Annotated in this window: 10 protein-coding genes and 1 pseudogene; 2 read left to right on the top strand and 9 right to left on the bottom strand. The window is 71.3% G+C overall.

The genetic code is table 11. From position 1 onward, the window contains the following. Position 1 precedes the first annotated feature (1 nt). From PV396_RS23680 to PV396_RS23645, 8 genes and pseudogenes are all read right to left on the bottom strand, one after another. Entirely contained in the window at positions 2-6,313 is a 6,312-nt protein-coding gene (locus PV396_RS23680) for an eCIS core domain-containing protein (protein ID WP_319207657.1), read from the bottom strand. After that, positions 6,310-6,612: a hypothetical protein gene (locus PV396_RS23675; protein WP_319207655.1), complete on the bottom strand. Its 303-nt coding sequence runs from the start codon at positions 6,610-6,612 to the stop codon at positions 6,310-6,312. Before PV396_RS23675 ends, PV396_RS23680 begins: the two co-directional genes overlap by 4 nt. After that, complete coding sequence (locus tag PV396_RS23670; RefSeq protein WP_319208414.1) at positions 6,603-8,522, bottom strand: ATP-binding protein; 1,920 nt, start codon at positions 8,520-8,522, stop codon at positions 6,603-6,605. Before PV396_RS23670 ends, PV396_RS23675 begins: the two co-directional genes overlap by 10 nt. Before the next feature lie 93 nt (positions 8,523-8,615). Next, the gene (locus tag PV396_RS23665; RefSeq protein ID WP_319207652.1) at positions 8,616-9,596 is read right to left on the bottom strand and encodes a DUF4255 domain-containing protein; all 981 of its coding nucleotides are present in this window, start codon (positions 9,594-9,596) and stop codon (positions 8,616-8,618) included. A 100-nt stretch (positions 9,597-9,696) separates the two neighbouring features. After that, positions 9,697-10,464, bottom strand: a complete 768-nt coding sequence (locus tag PV396_RS23660) for a hypothetical protein (protein ID WP_319207649.1) — start codon at positions 10,462-10,464, stop codon at positions 9,697-9,699. Beyond that, positions 10,457-10,909, bottom strand: a pseudogene (locus PV396_RS23655) (hypothetical protein); the annotation flags it as partial. The pseudogene PV396_RS23655 and the gene PV396_RS23660, both read right to left, overlap by 8 nt. An 857-nt stretch (positions 10,910-11,766) precedes the next feature. Continuing rightward, a complete protein-coding gene (locus PV396_RS23650) occupies positions 11,767-12,291 on the bottom strand; it encodes a phage tail protein (protein ID WP_055614510.1) in 525 nt (174 codons plus the stop codon). A gap of 69 nt (positions 12,292-12,360) precedes the next feature. Then, positions 12,361-14,226 (bottom strand): phage tail sheath subtilisin-like domain-containing protein, encoded by a 1,866-nt coding sequence (locus PV396_RS23645; RefSeq protein ID WP_319207643.1) that lies wholly within the window; start codon positions 14,224-14,226, stop codon positions 12,361-12,363. Between the two features lie 379 nt (positions 14,227-14,605). Here PV396_RS23645 and PV396_RS23640 point away from each other — a divergent pair, with 379 nt between their 5' ends. Then, positions 14,606-15,043 (top strand): YchJ family protein, encoded by a 438-nt coding sequence (locus PV396_RS23640; RefSeq protein WP_319207641.1) that lies wholly within the window; start codon positions 14,606-14,608, stop codon positions 15,041-15,043. Positions 15,044-15,066: 23 nt separating this feature from the next. Here PV396_RS23640 and PV396_RS23635 read toward each other — a convergent pair whose 3' ends face one another. Next, the gene (locus PV396_RS23635) at positions 15,067-15,768 is read right to left on the bottom strand and encodes a FadR/GntR family transcriptional regulator (RefSeq protein ID WP_319207639.1); all 702 of its coding nucleotides are present in this window, start codon (positions 15,766-15,768) and stop codon (positions 15,067-15,069) included. 96 nt (positions 15,769-15,864) lie between these two features. On the opposite strand from PV396_RS23635, the gene PV396_RS23630 reads away from it, so the two are divergent. Further along, on the top strand, positions 15,865-16,407 hold the full coding sequence (locus PV396_RS23630; protein ID WP_319207637.1) for a gluconokinase: 543 nt from the start codon (positions 15,865-15,867) through the stop codon (positions 16,405-16,407). Positions 16,408-16,413: the final 6 nt, after the last annotated feature.

Below are 16,413 nucleotides of genomic sequence, written 5' to 3'. Positions count from 1 at the left end.
GTCACCTCCCGACGAGTTCCTGGTAGATACCACGATTATTATGATTCCTGGAATCGATCTTGAGTCCGTTTTCCTTGATGCATTTCAGTCCCCACTCCCGGTACAGTTCCTCTGATGCGTTTACCCCCTTCAAGTATGCGCGCACGTTCATTCCATTGAGGTCCCGACGCGGCTTGGTGAACCATCGATTAAAGGTGTCCCGATTCAGCTCCACGGTCGTGAGTGCCAGGTTCTTCACGAAATGCCTGCCGCCCGCATTCTGCTCGTGTATGTGATGCCACTGCATGCCTGCGGGGTTCTTGAACTCGATATGCTTGCGATAGTTCAGCACCTGCCGGGCATCGTTGAAATTTGGCCACTCGTTGAGATGTCGAATCTTTTCGAACGCCTCGCCTGTCTTGTACGACTCCCCCTCGTTGTACCTCTTCCAACGATGTCCGTTCTCGAAGGGAATGTTGGTGAAGCGACTGTCTCCCTTGGCGCCGTGCCCGTAAAAGTCGAACTTTTCCGCCTCCCGGTCCACCTCGGTCACTTCACCGATCAGCCAGGCCATTCCGTGCTGGGCAAGCTTGACCTTGTCACCCTTGTTCAGTGGCGGCGGTTTCTTCTTCCCCTTCAGACGTACCTTGCGTTGGCCGACGTCGGGGTCCGGCTTGTCACGGCTGGCCTGCCCAGCGCTGCCCTGCGGGTTGAGGGTGGCCCGGATATCGATATCGGGATCGCCGAACGATTCCAGACCCGTCAGCCGATACCACCTGCGCATTGCCTGGAGCATTGCCCGGAAAGCGGGATCCCACATCCCGTTTTCGAGTTTTCGCCTGATCGCCGGGCGGATACGGTGAAGAATCTTCTGCAACCGCGATTCCTTCGACTCCTTGGACTTCTCGTCCTTCCTCCGCCGGTCCTGATCGCGCCTCTTCTGCTCCTGCTGCTGCCTCTTGTGATCCCGAAGCCGATCCCTCTTCTTCTTGAAGGCGTCCCTCAGCTTCGACGCGCCGTTCTTCAGCGCCTTGCCGACCTTGGTCTTCTTCAGCTTCTTGCCGAGGGTCTTCGCTGCGTTGCCGACCTTCTTCAAGGCGGACTTGACCGCGCCCTTGGCCTTCGCGAGGGCCTTGCCTGCCGGCGACTTGGGCTTCTTGGGCTTGGTCGGCTTCGGGCCCTCGATCTCTTTCTTCTTCTTGGCGGCAGGCTCGGGAGTCCTTTCCTTCGACGGAGACTGGTCCTTCTCCTTGGCCGGGCCCTGATCCCTGTCAGGCGTCCTGTCCTTCAACGGGCCCTGGTCCGGGGTCTTGTCCTTGCCCGGCCCCGCCGCCCCGTCCTTCGGCTTCACCGGCGTCGCGTCCGGCTTCGCCGGTGACTTCGGAGTCGCGTGGTCCTTCGGCTTGACCGGTGTCTTCGGCCCCGGGGAAGGCGCCCCCTTCGGCCTCGGTGCCGCCGCCGGTTCACGCACCTTCTGGGTCGCGTTCCGCAGTGCGCCACGTGCCTTGTTGACCGCCGTGCCCGCCGCAGACCTAGCGCCCTTGCCTGTTCGTTTCAGGCCGTCCATGATCTTCTGGGACATGGCCTTCAGCCGCTTGCCCACCCCCTTCGTCGCCGAAGCAAGCCTGATCATCAGGAAGTTCGCGATGAAGTCGAGAAGCGCCACCACCCCCGCCGCGACCGCCTCCGCGAACAGGCACGCCGCCGGGCCCGCCTTCACCGCCTTCAGGTACGCCCAGAACTTCGAGAAGGCCGCCAGGATCGAGCTGATGGACTGCCAGGCCGCCATCAGGCCCTGCACGATCGTGAGGATCGCGCCCGCCGCCGGCACGATCATCGAGACGACCTTCTCGATGACGAGTGACGCGATCATCATCGGCAGGGACGCGATGATCGCGTCCCAGGCCATCTTGCCGATCTGCTTGAGCGAGACACAGCCCTTGACCAGGACGTTGATGACCGCCTTGCCGAGGCCGAGGATGCCCTCGACCTTGGTGTCGAACCACCGCTTCACGCCCACCTTGATGGCGCCCCACAGATGGTCCGTGATGCCGGTCTTGGCCGCGCTGCCCGCCTTCGAGATCCAGCCGCCCGGGTCGGGGGCGATGTCCGCCACCAGGGCCGCGAACTTGCCCAGCGCCTCGATCGCCGCCTGAGCGAACTTGATCGCGCCCTCGATGATGGCCTGGAAGGCCTTGATGGCCGCCTTGACCCCGGCTTCCAGGACGTCGAGCAGCGCGTTCAGACCCGCCGCCAACGCGTCCAGCAGCGAGTTGACGGCCTTCTTCAGTCCGTCCGCCAGCTGGTTGACCGTGGCGATGGCCGCGTCCCGCAGGCCTTCGATCGCCTTGCGGAACCTGTCGCGCAGTTCCGGGAAGGCCGCCAGCAGCACATCGCCGATCGCGATCAGCGCGTCGGCGAGCGCGTTGATCGCCGCGACAGCCAGATCGCGGACGAAGTCGATCGCCGCGTTGGCCCACTCCTTGAACTTGTCGATGATGCCGTTGACCAGGGCACGAGCGGCTTCGAAGACCTTGGTCACCGCTTCGAGCAGGCCCTTGAAGAAGTCGCCCACCTTGTCGGCGACCCAGCCGAGGAAGCCGCCGGACGGCTTCTCCTCCTCCTTCTTCTTCTCGGCCTCCTTCTCGGCGTTCTCGCGCTCGGTGTCGATCTGCGCGTTGTCCTTGTCCTTGCGCGCCGCGACTTCCTTGTCCTTGTCGTCGCGCGCCTTGACGATCTCCTTGTTCTTGGCGCCGTGCTCTTCCTCGGACTGCTGGTCCGCGTCCTCGATCTTCTTGTCCTGCTCGGCCCGCCAGTCCTCCCGCTGGGCCTGCGTCTCCCGGGCGACCCTGCCCCGTTCGCCGGTCTGCTTCTCGGTGTTCTGCGCGACCTCGCGGTCGATCTCGGCCTGCTTCTCCTGCTTGGCCTGCTGTTCGCCCTGGTTCCGCTCCTGCTCCTTGGCCGCCAGATCCCCTTCTGCCTGGCCGGCCGCGCCCTGGATCTCGGAGCCCTTCTCCTGCTTGGCGACGGCTCCGACCCCGGCCTTCGGCTTGGACAGCGCCTTGAGGGCGCCGCCCTTGCCGCGACCTCCACTGCCACCGGCGGCCTTGCCGGTGAGCTGCTCCCGCGGTGCGTCGGGGAAGATCTGGTCCTCGCCCAGGGACTTCGCCGCGTCGTCGCGGCCGGTCTGCTGGATGTCGGACTGCTTGTCCTTCAGGGCTTTTTGCTGGTCGTCCGTACGGGTCGGGTCGCTGGCGCCCTCGAGACGGATCTTCGGCGCGGGCCCGACCGTCTTGTTGTCCAGGGCGGGGTCGTGCGTCGGCACGGCGTCGGCCGCCGCCTCCACACTCTGCGCCTCGGCATCGCTGAGCCCCTCTGCGGGCACCGCGGGAGCGGGCGGCGGCGGAGCGGTCGGCTTGGCTCCCGCGGCCTTCTCACTGCCCTTGGCCTTCTGCTTCTCGCCCTGGTCCGCCGGCCCGAGCCGCTCCACCTTGCCGGTGACCTGAGCGGCGGCCGGGGCCGCCTCGGGCGGCGCCGAACGCGTCTCGGGCGCGCCCGAAGGGCGTTCGCGGGTGGGCGCGTTGGCGTCGAGCCGCTGCTGCTCCTCGCCGATCTTCTTGTCCGCCGCCGCGTCGACCCCGGGCATGGTGGCCGCCGCCTGGTCGGGCGCCAGCTTGCCCACGGTCCGTACGGCGGACTTGGGGTCCTGCCCGGAGACGTCCGGCGGCTCCTCCTGCTTCTCCTCGGGCGCGGCCCCGCCGCCGCCCCCGCAACTGCCCGCGCCGCCGTCGTCCTTCTCGGCGGCGGGCTCGGGGGGCGCGCAGCCTCCGCCGTCCTTCTCCAGGGAGGCCTCGGGCCTCGGACCGCCGCTGTCCGCGCTCTGGCCGGGGGCATCGGTCTGCTCGGCGGCCGGGCTGACCGCGGCCTGCGCGGCGGACGGCGCGGCACCCGGCCCCGCGGCGGTCGTCGGCCCGCTCCGCTCCGCGCCGCCGACCGCTCCACGCGGCGCCGCTCCGGGACCGCTCTCCTTGGGGATACGGCTCTTGGCCCGGGGCGCCTCACGTTCGGGCTTGGGCGGTTCGGCCTCGCGCCGGGCGGCCGGGGAGGGGTCGCGGTCCTCGACGGACGTCCTCGGAGTCTGCGCACCGGCGGGCCGGGACACGGCGGACGCCAGCATGCTTGTGGTGGCCGCGGCCGGGCTCGCCGTGGCCGGCGCCGCGCCCGCACCGGACCGGCTCTCCGTCCTCGTACGCTCCTGCCGTTCGGTCTTCTCGTCCTGCGCGTCCTTGGCGTCGGGTTGTTCGTCCGAACCACCGGCCCCGGCCTCCCCGGAGTCATCGGCGTCCTCGGCGTCCTTTGCCTGTTCCTGCTCCTGCTGCTGCTCCGGGTCGGGCTTCTCGGCCTCGGGTTCGGGCCGTTCCCTGTCCTCGGTCGCGGGGTCCGGACCGACCTCCTGTTCGAGCGGCTTCCCCGTCTCCTGCAGGTCCTTGGTTCCCCGGTCCTGAGCCTGTGCGGCGGGTCCGTCCTCGGGCTGCGGCGCCTCCCCCTCGACGGGCCCCTCGTCCTGTCCGGGCGCCTTCGGCTCGGGACCGACGGCCTCCTCGTCCGCCTCCTGTTCGTTCTTCTCCCGCTCCTGCTCGATTTTCTCCGCCCTGGTCGGCGGCGGGGTGGGGAAGGTGGGCGGAGAGGGCTCGGCGGCGCCCGGCTGAAGCTGGTCCGCGGTCGGTACGGCGGAGAGGTCGAGGTCGGCCTCGGGCAGATGGTCCTCGGGTTTGATGACGGGCTCGCGTCCGGCGTCCGGCGCCCGTTCGGCCTCGGCCTCGCCGCCCGCGATCTCGCCGTCGGCGCCCGCTTCGAGGCCGAGCGGCTGTTCCTCCTCGCGCGGATCGCCGTCCGCTCCCCCGTCCTCGTCGTTCTCGTTCAGCCCGTGCTCGGACAGCGCCGAGTCCCGCTGTTCGGCCCGCTCGTCGACCCTCTCCGGCCGTACGGGGCCGGGCTGGGCCTTCTGCCTCGGGTCCAGCTGCTCCCGCCTGGACCCGGCGGCCGGCTGGGTCTGCTGGTCCCTGCGCCCGCGCTTGTCGGCTCCGGGGGCATTGGCCTGCTCGGGGTCGGCCTCCTCGCGTTCGCGCTGTTCCTTGCGCTCCTCCTTGGCCTGCTCGACCCCCTGCTGCTGCCCCTGGACCCGTTCGTCAGCGGCCTCGTCGGTGCGCTCACGGTCGGTGGCGGCCTTCTCGTCCTCCTGCTGCTGCTCCTGCTCGGCCCGCTGCCGGGAGGCGTTGCGCTCGTCCTCCTGCTCGGTGCGCCGGGCCGCCTCCTGGTCCTCGGTGGCCGCGTCCGCGCGTGCCCGGCTGCGGTCGCCGCTCCTGTCGTCACGGGCGCTGGCGTCCCGCTGCTCCTCGCGGGCGTCGGCGGCCCGCTGGTCCCGGGATCCCCGGTCGGAGGTCTGCTTCTTCTGCCAGTGGATGCGTTCGACCCCGAGTTCCTCGAAGAGGTCGATCTCGGGCAGCGGTACGTCGGCGGGCTGCAGCTCGACCGGGCCGGGGCCGGCCCGGTCCGCGAGGTCCAGGAGTCGTTCGTACTCCGGGGTGAGCAGCCGGTCCTCGAGCCGCTCGATGACGGAGTCCTCCAACTCCTGCGACATGCGGGCCAGTTGCAGGCGGACCCGGCCGGAGGCGTCGGTGGGGTCGCCGCGCAGTGAGCGCAGTACACCGCCCGCGAGCCGGTCCACGAGGGTCGCCGGGTCGACGGCCTCGGCCCGCATCCGGTCGGCGTCGACGGTGGCGTAGCGCAGCCACCCCGGCGTCGCCTGCCCTTCCTCGACCGCCCCCGCCGTGTCCGGCGCGGCCCCGACCGTGCTCTCGCCGCCCCGGACGAGCTCCCGCGCCGCCGACTCCGCCTCCCGCTCGATCGCCTGCTGCGGCACACTCACCGCGCCCAGTTCCCGCCCGGCCCGCAGCGCGCCCAGTCCGTGCGGGTTCTGGACGGTGTGCAGCAACTCGTGGGCGAGCAGGCGCTGTCCGTCCGCCGTGCCCGGGCGGTAGGCGCCCTCGCGGAAGAGGATGTCCTGGCCGACGGCGACCGCGTCCGCGCCGAGGAGTTCGGTCAGCCGGTCGGCGTCGCGGCCGGTGTGCAGGCGTACGCGGCTCAGGTCGTGACCGAGGCGTTCCTCCAACTCCCTTCGTACGCCCGGGTCGAGCGGCTGTCCGGCGCCACTGACGATGTCCTTCGCGGACGGGGTACGGGACTTGGCGCCCCGTTCCTTGCGCTTGCGCCGGCGCTGTTCTGCGGCCGACTGCTCCGAACGGGCGTCCTGGGACTGCGCGTTGCCGCTCATCGGGTCACCTCCCCCTGCCCACTCAGCCCCTGGTGCACGGCGCGTGCCAGTTCCTGGCCGAGGCGGCGGGCGGACAGGCCTGCGGGCAGGGGCGGCAGCCCGGTCAGCGTGTCGAGGCCCACCGTGCCGTCCGCCGCGAGGGGTACGCCCGATTCCCGTACCAGGCGGGCGAGTTCGTTCTCGAAGGCGGCCGACACCCGCTCGGGGTCGGCCCGGAAGCCGTCAAGGACCAGTTCCCCGATGTCGACGCGTATCGCCGAAGGCGTCGCCGTCCCCGGCCACTCCCTGTTCACACCCATCCGCGGACCTCCGTCGGCGTCAGGGAGCGTTCCAGCTTGAGGTACTCGGTGCGGGCTGCCGCGAGCATGTGCCGCATCTGGAGCCGGTCTCCCTCCTCCGCGGCGAGGAACGCGCCGGACAGGGCGATGTTGCGGATCGAGCCGCCCGCGACGGTGAGTTGGGCGAGGAGCGCGGAGTCGATGTCCTTGACCGGGGCCTGCGGGGGCAGTACCCGCCGCCAGATCTCGGCGCGTTCGTGTTCCGCCGGGAAGGGGAAGTCGACGACGAAGCGGATGCGCCGCAGGAAGGCGGTGTCCAGGGCCTTCTTCATGTTGGTGGTGAGGACGGCGAGGCCGCGGTAGGCCTCCATGCGCATCAGCAGATAGCTGACCTCCAGGTTGGCGTACCGGTCGTGGCTGTCCTTGACCTCGCTGCGCTTGCCGAAGAGGGCGTCGGCCTCATCGAACAGGAGGAGTGCGCCGCCGCGTTCGGCGGCGTCGAAGACCCGGCGCAGGTTCTTCTCGGTCTCACCGATGTACTTGCTGACCACCTGGGAGAGGTCGACGATGAACAGGTCGAGGCCGAGTTCCTTCGCCATGACCTCGGCGGCCAGTGTCTTGCCGGTGCCGGAGCCGCCCGCGAAGAGCGCGGTGACGCCGAGGCCGCGCCGCAGCGTGCCCGCGAATCCCCACTCCTGGTGGACGGTCGGGCGTTGCCGCACATGGGCGACGATCTCGCGCAGCACGCTCGTCTGCCGCTCATGGAGCACGAGGTCGTCCCAGCCGGCCTCCGGTTCGATGCGCCGCCCCAGCTCGTCCATGCCGATCCGCGCCTCGTCGAGCCCGGCCCGCCAGGCGAGTTGGGCGCCGTCCAGCTCGTCCTCGCCGGGCAGATCACGCCGTACGACTGCCGCCGCCGAACGCACCACGTGCGGGGGCAGCTGGAACTGGGCGACCAGGGACCGCAGTTCACCCTCGCCGAGGTCGGTGACGTCGTCGAACGCTTCGGCCCAGAGGGCGAGTTGCTCCTCGTCGTCCAGCCGGGGGACGGTCACCCGGGTGCCGTGCGGGCGGTCCGTGCGCAACGGGTCCTCGCTGGACACGACGACGGGTACGGCGGCCCCGGCGAGGAACGCCTCCGTCGCCGCCCGCTGGTCGCGGTCCGGTTCGCCCACGTCGACGAGGAGCGCGGCGGGCAGCAGGATCGCCTCGCGCTGCCAGAGCCTGGCGAAGCGGTCCCGTTCGGCGGGTTCGCCGGGGATGTCCTCGGCGCTCACCGAGTAGAGCCCGAGCCCGGCGCGGGCCGCCGCGGCGGCGGCGATGTCGGCCCGGCTGCGCAGATCGCCGCCGGTCACCTCGACGAGCAGCGGTGCGTCCGGGCTCGGCCCGCTCGTCCAGCCGGCGGCGACGCGGCTCGCGGCCAGGTCGTACGAGTGGGGCAGCCGGTCCGGCACGGGCGCGCGGCGCAACTGGCCGTGCAGACGGGCGTCGAGGTAGGGCGAGCCGAGGAGGAAGTGCAGGATGCGTTCATCGAGGCGGAGCCGGGAGGTCGTCAGCCGTGTCTCGTCGTCCAGTTCGACGATCCGCCAGCGGCGCAGCGGCGCGACCGGGGTGAGCGCGCTCCAGTGCGGCTCGGCGAGCGCGGCCAGGGCGAGCGAGAAGGTCGGGTACGTCCGCTCCGGGTCACCGCTGGCCGCCGCGCACCGGGCGGCGGTGGTCGCCTCCAACTCCTGGGCGGCGGTGAGGAGTACGAGGTCCCGTTCGAAGGGGGTGAGTCCGAAGCAGGCGAGCAGGGCGTCGAGGGGCGCGGTGGCGGGACCGGCGGACAGCGGCGTGTCGCCGGGCCCCGGCTGCCCGGCGGGCTCGGTTCCCTGCCCGGCGTGCGCCGCGTGGGCGTCGACACGGGTCAGGACGCGACGGATCTCCGCCATGAGCGTCACCGGGCCCTTGGTGTGCGTGCCGGCGGCATGCGGGCCTGTCGTGGGCGTGCCCGTCGTACTGGTCCCCTCGCGCTTTCCCATGTGCTAGCTGCCCCCGCTCGTGGTGTCACCGTTCCCGGGTCCGTCGGGCGTGGCCGGCGTGCGCTTGGTCGCGCCCCGCGCGGCCCTGCCACCCGCGCTCGCGCCCGCGCCGGTACCCGCACCCGTATCCGCCTCCGTCGCCTTGGCCGGCTGCGCGGCCTTGCGGGCACGGGCCGGCGCCTTCGACACGGTCTTCTTGGCGGCGGCCTTCGACACGAGCGCCTTCCCGGCGGGCCGGGACGACGGCTCGGAAGAGGGCTCAGGGGTCGGCTGCGAGATCCGGTCCGGGCCCGGGGCTGCTCCCTGCCCCGAACTCCCGCTCCGCGCGGCCTGGTTGACGGGCAGCGCCCGTCCACCCGGTACCGGCGCCCCCGGCGCCCCGAACGGCAGCACGCGTACATCGGACCGCTGGACCGGCTTCGCCGGGACGGGTGTCTCGCGGCCCTCGATGAAGACGAGGGCGGCCTGGTAGACGACCGACAGCGAGTAGGGCGTCTGGTAGAGCATTCCCCAGAGCTTCGACGTCTCGTCGACGTCCATCACCGTCGGGGTGAACCGGACGCGCTGGGCCGATTCCAGGAGGTCACTGCCCGTCAGGTACGGCTTCTCACCGGCCTGTTCGATGACGTCCTTGGGCAGGACGGGGATCTCGTGCAGGGTGCGGACGACGGACCCGATCAGCCGCTGTCCGACCAGTTCGTTCTCCTCGCCGTACGCGCTGATCAGGTAGTGCAGGTCCAGCGCGGCGGCGGGCCGCTTGACCAGGGTGCCGTCGGCGGCGCGGGTCGGCAGGTCGTTGTTGCGCTGCGAGGTGTTGGGCGTGACCTGGTAGAGGAACACGTTGATGGTCGGTTCGCCGGAGGGCTCGGTCGGCGGCTTGCGCGTCTCGACCGTGACGGCCGCGTCGAACTCCGGCCCGAGGTTGTTCTCGATCAGGGCGGCGAGGGCCTGGGTGACGTGGGCGATGGCAAGTGCGTTGCTCATGACGTCGGTTCCTCGGTCCCTACTCGTCGTCCAGCGGCTTTCCCCATCGGCCCTGTCGCCCCTGTCGGCCCTGTCGTCTCGGTCGGCCCTGTCACGTGGTTCACTCGCGCCCCCGGGCCAGGTAGTCGGCGAGGCTCACGGTCGCCGCTGGGCGCTCGGCGGATGCCGGGCGGCGCCGTGTGGCTCCGGCGGGCGCCGCCGCGGTGACCTCGAGCCGTCCGATCCGCACCTCGACCACCTGCTCGGGCGCCCGTCCGGGTCGCCGGGCGGCGGCCTGTCGTACGGCCTCTCGAGCCGCCGCCGTGTCCGCGGCGCTGGGACGCGGGGCTGCGGACCCGGCGCGGGAGGCGGTGTCGGGGCCCGGCAGGCTGGTCACGGCCGCCGTGGTCCGGGGCGAGTCGCTCGCGGGGCGCTGCCCGCCCGCCGTGCGGAGCGCGGGGCGCCCGGCCGGTCGCGGGCCGGGCAGCAGGGGCGTGACCGGCCGGAGCAGGGGCCCCTCGGGGTCGGCAATGGGCGGTGCGGGCAGGGTGGGCTGCTCGGCGTACACCTGTTCTGTGCGTACGACGGTCCGCTCCCGTTCCGGGCCGGGGCGGGCCCCGGACACCGCCGGGCGCGGCCGGTCCGGGGGCGCTGCGACGGCAGCCGGTGACGCGGGGCCGGGCCAGAGCGGGGACTGTCCGTCCGGGTCGGGCACCGGGGCCCGTACCGCCTCGACCCGTTCGAACGGCCCGGGCAGCCGGGGCCGCACGCGGGCCGCGCCCGTGACGGCTCCGGCGGTGTGCCGGGCGATCAGCCGGTCGAGGAAGTCGGGCTCGGGCGGGCCCGACGGCCCGCTTCCCGTAAAGGGGTCAGCCGGGTGGTCAGACATCCGCACACAGCTCCAGGTAGTAGCGGCGCCGCAGCGGGCTGAGCGCCAGAATCTCCGGCTCGCTCCAGCCGTACGCGGTGGCGAGCAGATGGACGTCAAGGAGGAGGTCCCGGGCCCAGGCGTCCAGTTCGGTCCACAGGTACGAGGCGATGTCGAGCTCCGCGCGCGTGGCCCGGCCGCACTCGGGGCAGGCCACGTTGAGCGCCAGATCGGCGCCGGGGTCGGCGGCCTCGGCCGCCTCGGCGATCCGGCGCTGCACAGCGGCGGGCAGGTCCTTCGCGGTGACGGGGGCCCCGTCGTGGGCCGCCGACACGAGGCACCGCGCGAGCAACGCCCCGCGCGGATCCGCGTCCCGGGCTGCCGCCGCCAGGTCGGCGACCCCGGGCAGCCTGAACTCGACGTCCCAGCCGCCCTGTTGAACCCGGACAAGCGAATCCCCGTGCCCTGCCCCGGACACGTCGTCCTGCCTGACCGGCGCGCCAACGCCCCCGCCCGGCGCGTCGACCATCCCCGCAACCTGCCCGGCCCCAACCAGCGCATCGCGCCCGCCAGGCAAGCCACCAGCCTCGTCCGCAGCCAACCCGCCAAGCCCGACGGACCCACCCACCGAGCCCGCAACCTGCCCGGCCACCGGCACCTCATCGCGCCCGACCGGCGAACCACCCAACACATCCGACCCCGCAACCGGCCCGATCCCAACCAACTCATCGCGCCGGACCGACGAAACACCGCCCCCACCCGCAGCCAACTCGTCCGGCGAGACCGACAACCCGGCCGATCCACCCACCGAGCCCGCAACCGGCCCGGGCACCGGCACCTCATCGCGCCCGACCGGCGAACCAGCACCCCTGCCCGCACCCGACCCACCACGCCCGACCGGCGTGCCCGCGCCCCCGCCCGCCTCCGGCCCATCCCCCTCGGCCGGTGATCCGTCCGCCCCGAGCGACGACCGACGCGACCCCGCCTCCGAACCTCCGCCCTCACCCCCACCCAGCGACCGCGCCAACTCCTCGGCGTTCAGTTCGAACTCCATGTCCTCGCCGCACGCCGTGCACTCGAGCCGTACCTGCATGCGCTCGCCGAACAGTGCCCGGCGCAGGGCGAACAGGTCCGCCTCCCGCTCGCCCACCGGAAGCCGCGGCAGCAGGCCCGTGTCGACGTCCGGGCGGGCCGTGCGGTGCAGCAGCAGCGCACGGCCGGCCGGTGCCTCGGCAAGTCCCGCCTCCCACGCGGCCAGCAGTCCGGCCGCCGAGGTGATCGCCATACCCTCCCCCGCTTCGGATTCGCTCGACTACCGCCGCCTCAGGCCGGGTTGAGGAACGACGGTTCCTCGGGCTCGGGCACCTCGTAGTCCCGCTCCCAGCCCTCGCACTCCAACTTGAGCGACTGGATGGCCACCGCGTTGGCGTTGGCGTCGAGTTCACCGAGGACCTGGTACTCACTCGGCCAGGTCCGGTACAGCTTGTGCGAGACGGCGACCTGGCCGGCCTCGTTGAGAACCTGGATCACGATGTCCTTGCGGAAGTCCGCGAGGGACACCTCGGAGCCGAGGCCCGCCCCGACCTGCCAGACCTTGTTGGCCCAGCGGTCGAACTCGGGGTCGTGGGTGACCCCGCGCTCGAGGGTGATGCCCTCGAACTCGGAGCGTCCCGGCGACTTGCGCGGGGAGGAGGGGTCGCCGCCGTGGCGGTGCTTGACGACCTCCGTGGTCCGCTTGAGCGGACTGATCTTGCTGATGCCGGCGACCGTACGACCGTCCCACAGGACCAGGAACTTGAAGTTCTTGTACGGGTCGAAGCGCTGGGCGTTGACCGTGAACTCAGCCATCGGATTCCTTCAACTCTCCACGTTGCTCGGGGACTTCGAGGCGCTAGAGGTAGGCCTCAGAGGTAGGCCCTAGAGGGCGGACTGTCCCGACGTCTGTTGGATCCTCACGATCACGAACTCCGCCGGCCGCACCGGCGCGATGCCCACCAGGACGTTCACCACCCCGTTCGCCACGTCCTCGTCGGTCGTGGTCTCGTGGTCGCACTTGACGAAGTAGGCCTCGCGCGGCGTGCTGCCCTTGAAGGCGCCCTGACGGAAGAGGGTGTGCAGATACGAGGAGGCACCCAGCCGGATCTGCTGCCAGAGACTCTCGTCGTTGGGCTCGAACACGACCCACTGCAGGCCCCGTTGGAGGCTTTCCTCGACATGCAGCGCGAGCCGTCGCACGGGTACGTACTTCCACTCGCTGTCGAGCGCGTCGGCGCCCTCCAGGGTGCGCGCCCCCCACACCAGCGGACCCGCCATCGGGAACGTCCGCAGACAGTTGACGCCGAGCGGGTTGAGCAGCCCGGTCTCGCGGTCGGTCAGCTCGACGGTGAGGGAGTGGACGCCCGCGAGACGGGCCTCCGTCCCGGCCGGCGCCTTCCACACACCGCGCTCCGAATCGGTCCGCGCGACGACGCCGGCGACGGCGCCGGACGGCGGGAAGGCGCGCAGCCGTCCGGTGAGCGGGTCGGTGAGCTGGAGGTGCGGGAAGTACAGGGCCGCGTGGTTGCCCCGGACCGCGTCGAAGGCGGCGAGCCCGGCACGCGCCGTGTCGACGCTCACCCAGGTGCTGGGCGCGTCGACGAGCAGGAAGATCCGCCGCTCCTCGCACAGCCGCTGGGCCGCCGAGACGACGGTGAGCATGTCCTCGGTCTTCTCGTACGCCGCCAGCTCGGGCAGGGCCAGCAGGTTGACGTCGGCGACACCGCGCAGCGCCTGGATGCCGGTCTTGTCGGCCTCGGAGCCGATGAGGTCGCGCGGGCCGGGGGCCTCGCCGTCCTCGCCGCCCTCCAGGGGGAAGACGGGCGGGTTCACGGAGGCTTCGAGGCCGAGGTCGTTGGCGCACTGGCCGAGGAAACGGACGACGTCCTCGGGGTCGGTGGAGCCGGCCACGACCTGCAACCGCCGCCCGAACGCGGTGACTTCGACGCCCGCGTAGGCGTGCTTGCCCGGCGCGTCGGGCAGCGCCCGCAGCTTGCGTTCGAGCAGCAGCGCCAACTCGGCGACGGAGCAGGGTGCTTCTCCGTCGCACTCGGGGTCGTAGAGCGTGAACTCCCGTTCCACGTCACCGATTTTGACGGTCACGTCGACGGCCGGATCGGGCAGTTCGTTGCCGAAGGGCTTGGACACGGTCCCGGACGGATCGGGCCGCCCCTCGCCCACCGCCTCGACCCGGATGAGCCGCGAGCCGGCGTTGATCACGGTCGGCGCGTACCGCCCGTGTCCCTGGTCCATCGACAGCCCGGTGTAGGACTCGCGGGCCTCGCCCTTCGCGTCGTACACGCGCAGGTTGAACGTCTCGTCGCAGTTCGGGGTGTCGTAGTCGACGGCGACCCGCAGACCGTTGCCCCACCCGCCGGGTTCCTTGGCGTGCACTTCGAGGACGCGGGCCTCGCTGTGGCCCTCGGTGGACTCCAGGGCGACGCACGCGGCCTTGCCGCTGCCCGCCTTCGCGACCCGGACGATCACGGCGACGGAGCCGCCGTTGCCGAAGAACTGGTGCACGGCGTAGGCGACGGCGCTCTGCGAGGCGAGCCCGCCGAACCGCCGCTCGAACTCGGTGAAGCCGGTGACACGAACGGGCTCGTTCAGCGGACCGCGCCGGGTGTGCCCCACGAACGCGGTCACCGACGTGGTCACGGCGGAGATGGTACGAGTGCTGCTGGGAAGCTCTTCGACGTAGACGCCGGGATATGTCGGCCTGGCCGCACCCACTGCTGTCGTCGGCATTCCCCCTCCAATCCCTATCCGGGCACCGGGTCAAGGCACCAAGGAGGTGGCGGAGGGAGAGTCGTCCGGTCCGGTGCGCACGGAACTGTCCGGCGCGCGGGACGCGCCGGCCCATGACACCTCATCAGCTTTCCCCCGTCAGTACCCCGGCCGGACGGCCGTCCGGGGCAAGCGACACGCTTGCGACTCCTGATGCTCAAGTGCGTAATCCACCTTTGGGGGTGGGCAGTTGGGCCAGCAAGACGCGTTCACGCCACCCCTGGGGAAGGTTCGATGAAGATCGCCGCGCACGACCCGCACGCGATGTGCGCGTGTCGGGTCAGCGACTTCACAGAATGCGCACAGCACACGATGCACGTGGTACAGCAGAATGGCGGGCATGTCCCGACGTACTGCGCATCTCAGGCGGCAACGGCCCTCCACCCCTGTTCAGAGCTCCACATGTCCGTGCGGTCTTGCGGAGACGTACGACACGTGCTGTGGCCGATTCCACCGGGGTGCGGCCGCCGCGCCGACAGCCGAGGCGCTGATGCGTTCCCGCTACAGCGCTTTCGTGAAGCGTGACGAGCCGTACCTGTTGCGGACCTGGCATACGCGTACCCGCCCCGCGCGAATCGAATTCGATCCCGGCATGCGGTGGACCGGCCTGGAGATCCTCGGGACGAGCGAGGGTACGGCGTTCCACACCACCGGGACCGTGACCTTCCGGGCCTCCTACCGGGGAGGCTCACTGCGGGAGCGGAGCCGGTTCGAGCGGGTCGACGGGGCGTGGGTGTACGTCGACGGGGACATCGGCGAGGGCGACGAGGAGGCCTAGGAAATCCGGGACACCCGGGACTTCTATGGAGCGAGTATGTCCAGTTCCTGAAGGGCGCCGACCGCGATCTCCCGGGTGAGTCGTTCCGCCCGTTCCGCGTCGCCCTCGCGGACCGCCTCCGCGACCTGTACGTGCAGGGTGACGGCGGCCGGGTCGGGGTCCTCGAACATGACCTCGTGATGGGTCCGGCCCGCCAGGACCTCCGCGACGACGTCGCCGAGGCGGGCGAACATCTCGTTGCCCGAGGCCTCCAGGATCACCCGGTGGAAGGCGATGTCGTGGACGAGATAGCCCTCGAGCTGGTGCCCTCGCGAGTTGGCCACCAGGCCCAGCGCGCACTCCGTGAGCCGCGCGCACTGCTCGGCGGTGGCGAACCTGGCGGCCAGGCCGGCGGCGACCGGTTCGATCGCGGAGCGCAGGACGGTGAGGGAACGCAGCTGCTGCGGGCGGTCGGCGCCTGCCAGCCGCCAGCGGATGACCTGGGGGTCGTACACGTTCCACTCGGCCTTGGGCCGGACCGTGACGCCGACCCGGCGCCGGGACTCGACCAGGTGCATCGACTCCAGGACACGGACCGCCTCCCGCATCACCGAGCGTGACACGTCGAACCGCTGCGCGAGTTCGTCCGTGCGCAGAACGCTGCCCGGCGGGTACTCGCCCGCGGCGATCGCAGGTCCGAGGGTTTCCAGTACATGGCCGTGCAGCCCTCGGCCCGATGTGCTCATGCACTCAGAGTACGGGGCACGTCACGCTTCCATAAAGTCAGACTTATTCAGTCTCGGGTCTTGAATTTGTCGTACGTAATGCGTTTCATTGCGTCCATGCAGCAGACGCGTACCCCACACGTCGTCGTGATCATGGGGGTCGCGGGCACCGGGAAGACCACGATCGGTCCCCTGCTCGCGGCTCGGCTCGGCGTCCCGTACGCCGAGGGCGACGACTTCCACCCGCCGGCCAACATCCACAAGATGACGGCCGGGACCCCGCTGACCGACGAGGACCGCTGGCCCTGGCTGGACGCCATCGGCGAGTGGGCGCACGGCCGCGCAGGACTCGGCGGGGTGGTGAGCAGTTCGGCGCTGAAGCGGTCGTACCGGGACCGGCTGCGGGCCGCCGCGCCCGGCGTGGTCTTCGTGCACCTCACCGGTGACCGGGCGCTGATCGAGGACCGGATGGCGCACCGGCAGGGTCACTTCATGCCGACCGCGCTGCTCGACTCCCAGTTCGCCACGCTCCAGCCGCTCGAGGCGGACGAGGCGGGCGTCGCGGTGGACGTGTCCGGCAGCCCCGAGGAGATCACCGCCCGCGCGACGGCGGCGCTCGACGACCTCGACGGCCCCGAGGACCCCCGAGGACCTCGGTAACCCCGT

It is taken from the genome of Streptomyces sp. ME02-8801-2C (genome assembly GCF_033793965.1).
Lineage (GTDB): Bacteria > Actinomycetota > Actinomycetes > Streptomycetales > Streptomycetaceae > Streptomyces.
The sequence above is the reverse complement of the archived record's forward strand: the minus strand, read 5'-3'. Positions and strand labels throughout refer to the sequence as shown.

Coding starts and splice junctions, on each gene's coding strand:
- PV396_RS23670 (WP_319208414.1), bottom strand. CDS start 8,522: ATGGCGGAGATCCGTCGCGTCCTGACCCGTGTCGACGCCCACGCGGCG.
- PV396_RS23635 (WP_319207639.1), bottom strand. CDS start 15,768: ATGAGCACATCGGGCCGAGGGCTGCACGGCCATGTACTGGAAACCCTC.
- PV396_RS23630 (WP_319207637.1), top strand. CDS start 15,865: ATGCAGCAGACGCGTACCCCACACGTCGTCGTGATCATGGGGGTCGCG.
- PV396_RS23640 (WP_319207641.1), top strand. CDS start 14,606: ATGTCCCGACGTACTGCGCATCTCAGGCGGCAACGGCCCTCCACCCCT.
- PV396_RS23660 (WP_319207649.1), bottom strand. CDS start 10,464: ATGTCTGACCACCCGGCTGACCCCTTTACGGGAAGCGGGCCGTCGGGC.
- PV396_RS23665 (WP_319207652.1), bottom strand. CDS start 9,596: ATGAGCAACGCACTTGCCATCGCCCACGTCACCCAGGCCCTCGCCGCC.
- PV396_RS23680 (WP_319207657.1), bottom strand. CDS start 6,313: ATGAGCGGCAACGCGCAGTCCCAGGACGCCCGTTCGGAGCAGTCGGCC.
- PV396_RS23675 (WP_319207655.1), bottom strand. CDS start 6,612: ATGGGTGTGAACAGGGAGTGGCCGGGGACGGCGACGCCTTCGGCGATA.
- PV396_RS23645 (WP_319207643.1), bottom strand. CDS start 14,226: ATGCCGACGACAGCAGTGGGTGCGGCCAGGCCGACATATCCCGGCGTC.
- PV396_RS23650 (WP_055614510.1), bottom strand. CDS start 12,291: ATGGCTGAGTTCACGGTCAACGCCCAGCGCTTCGACCCGTACAAGAAC.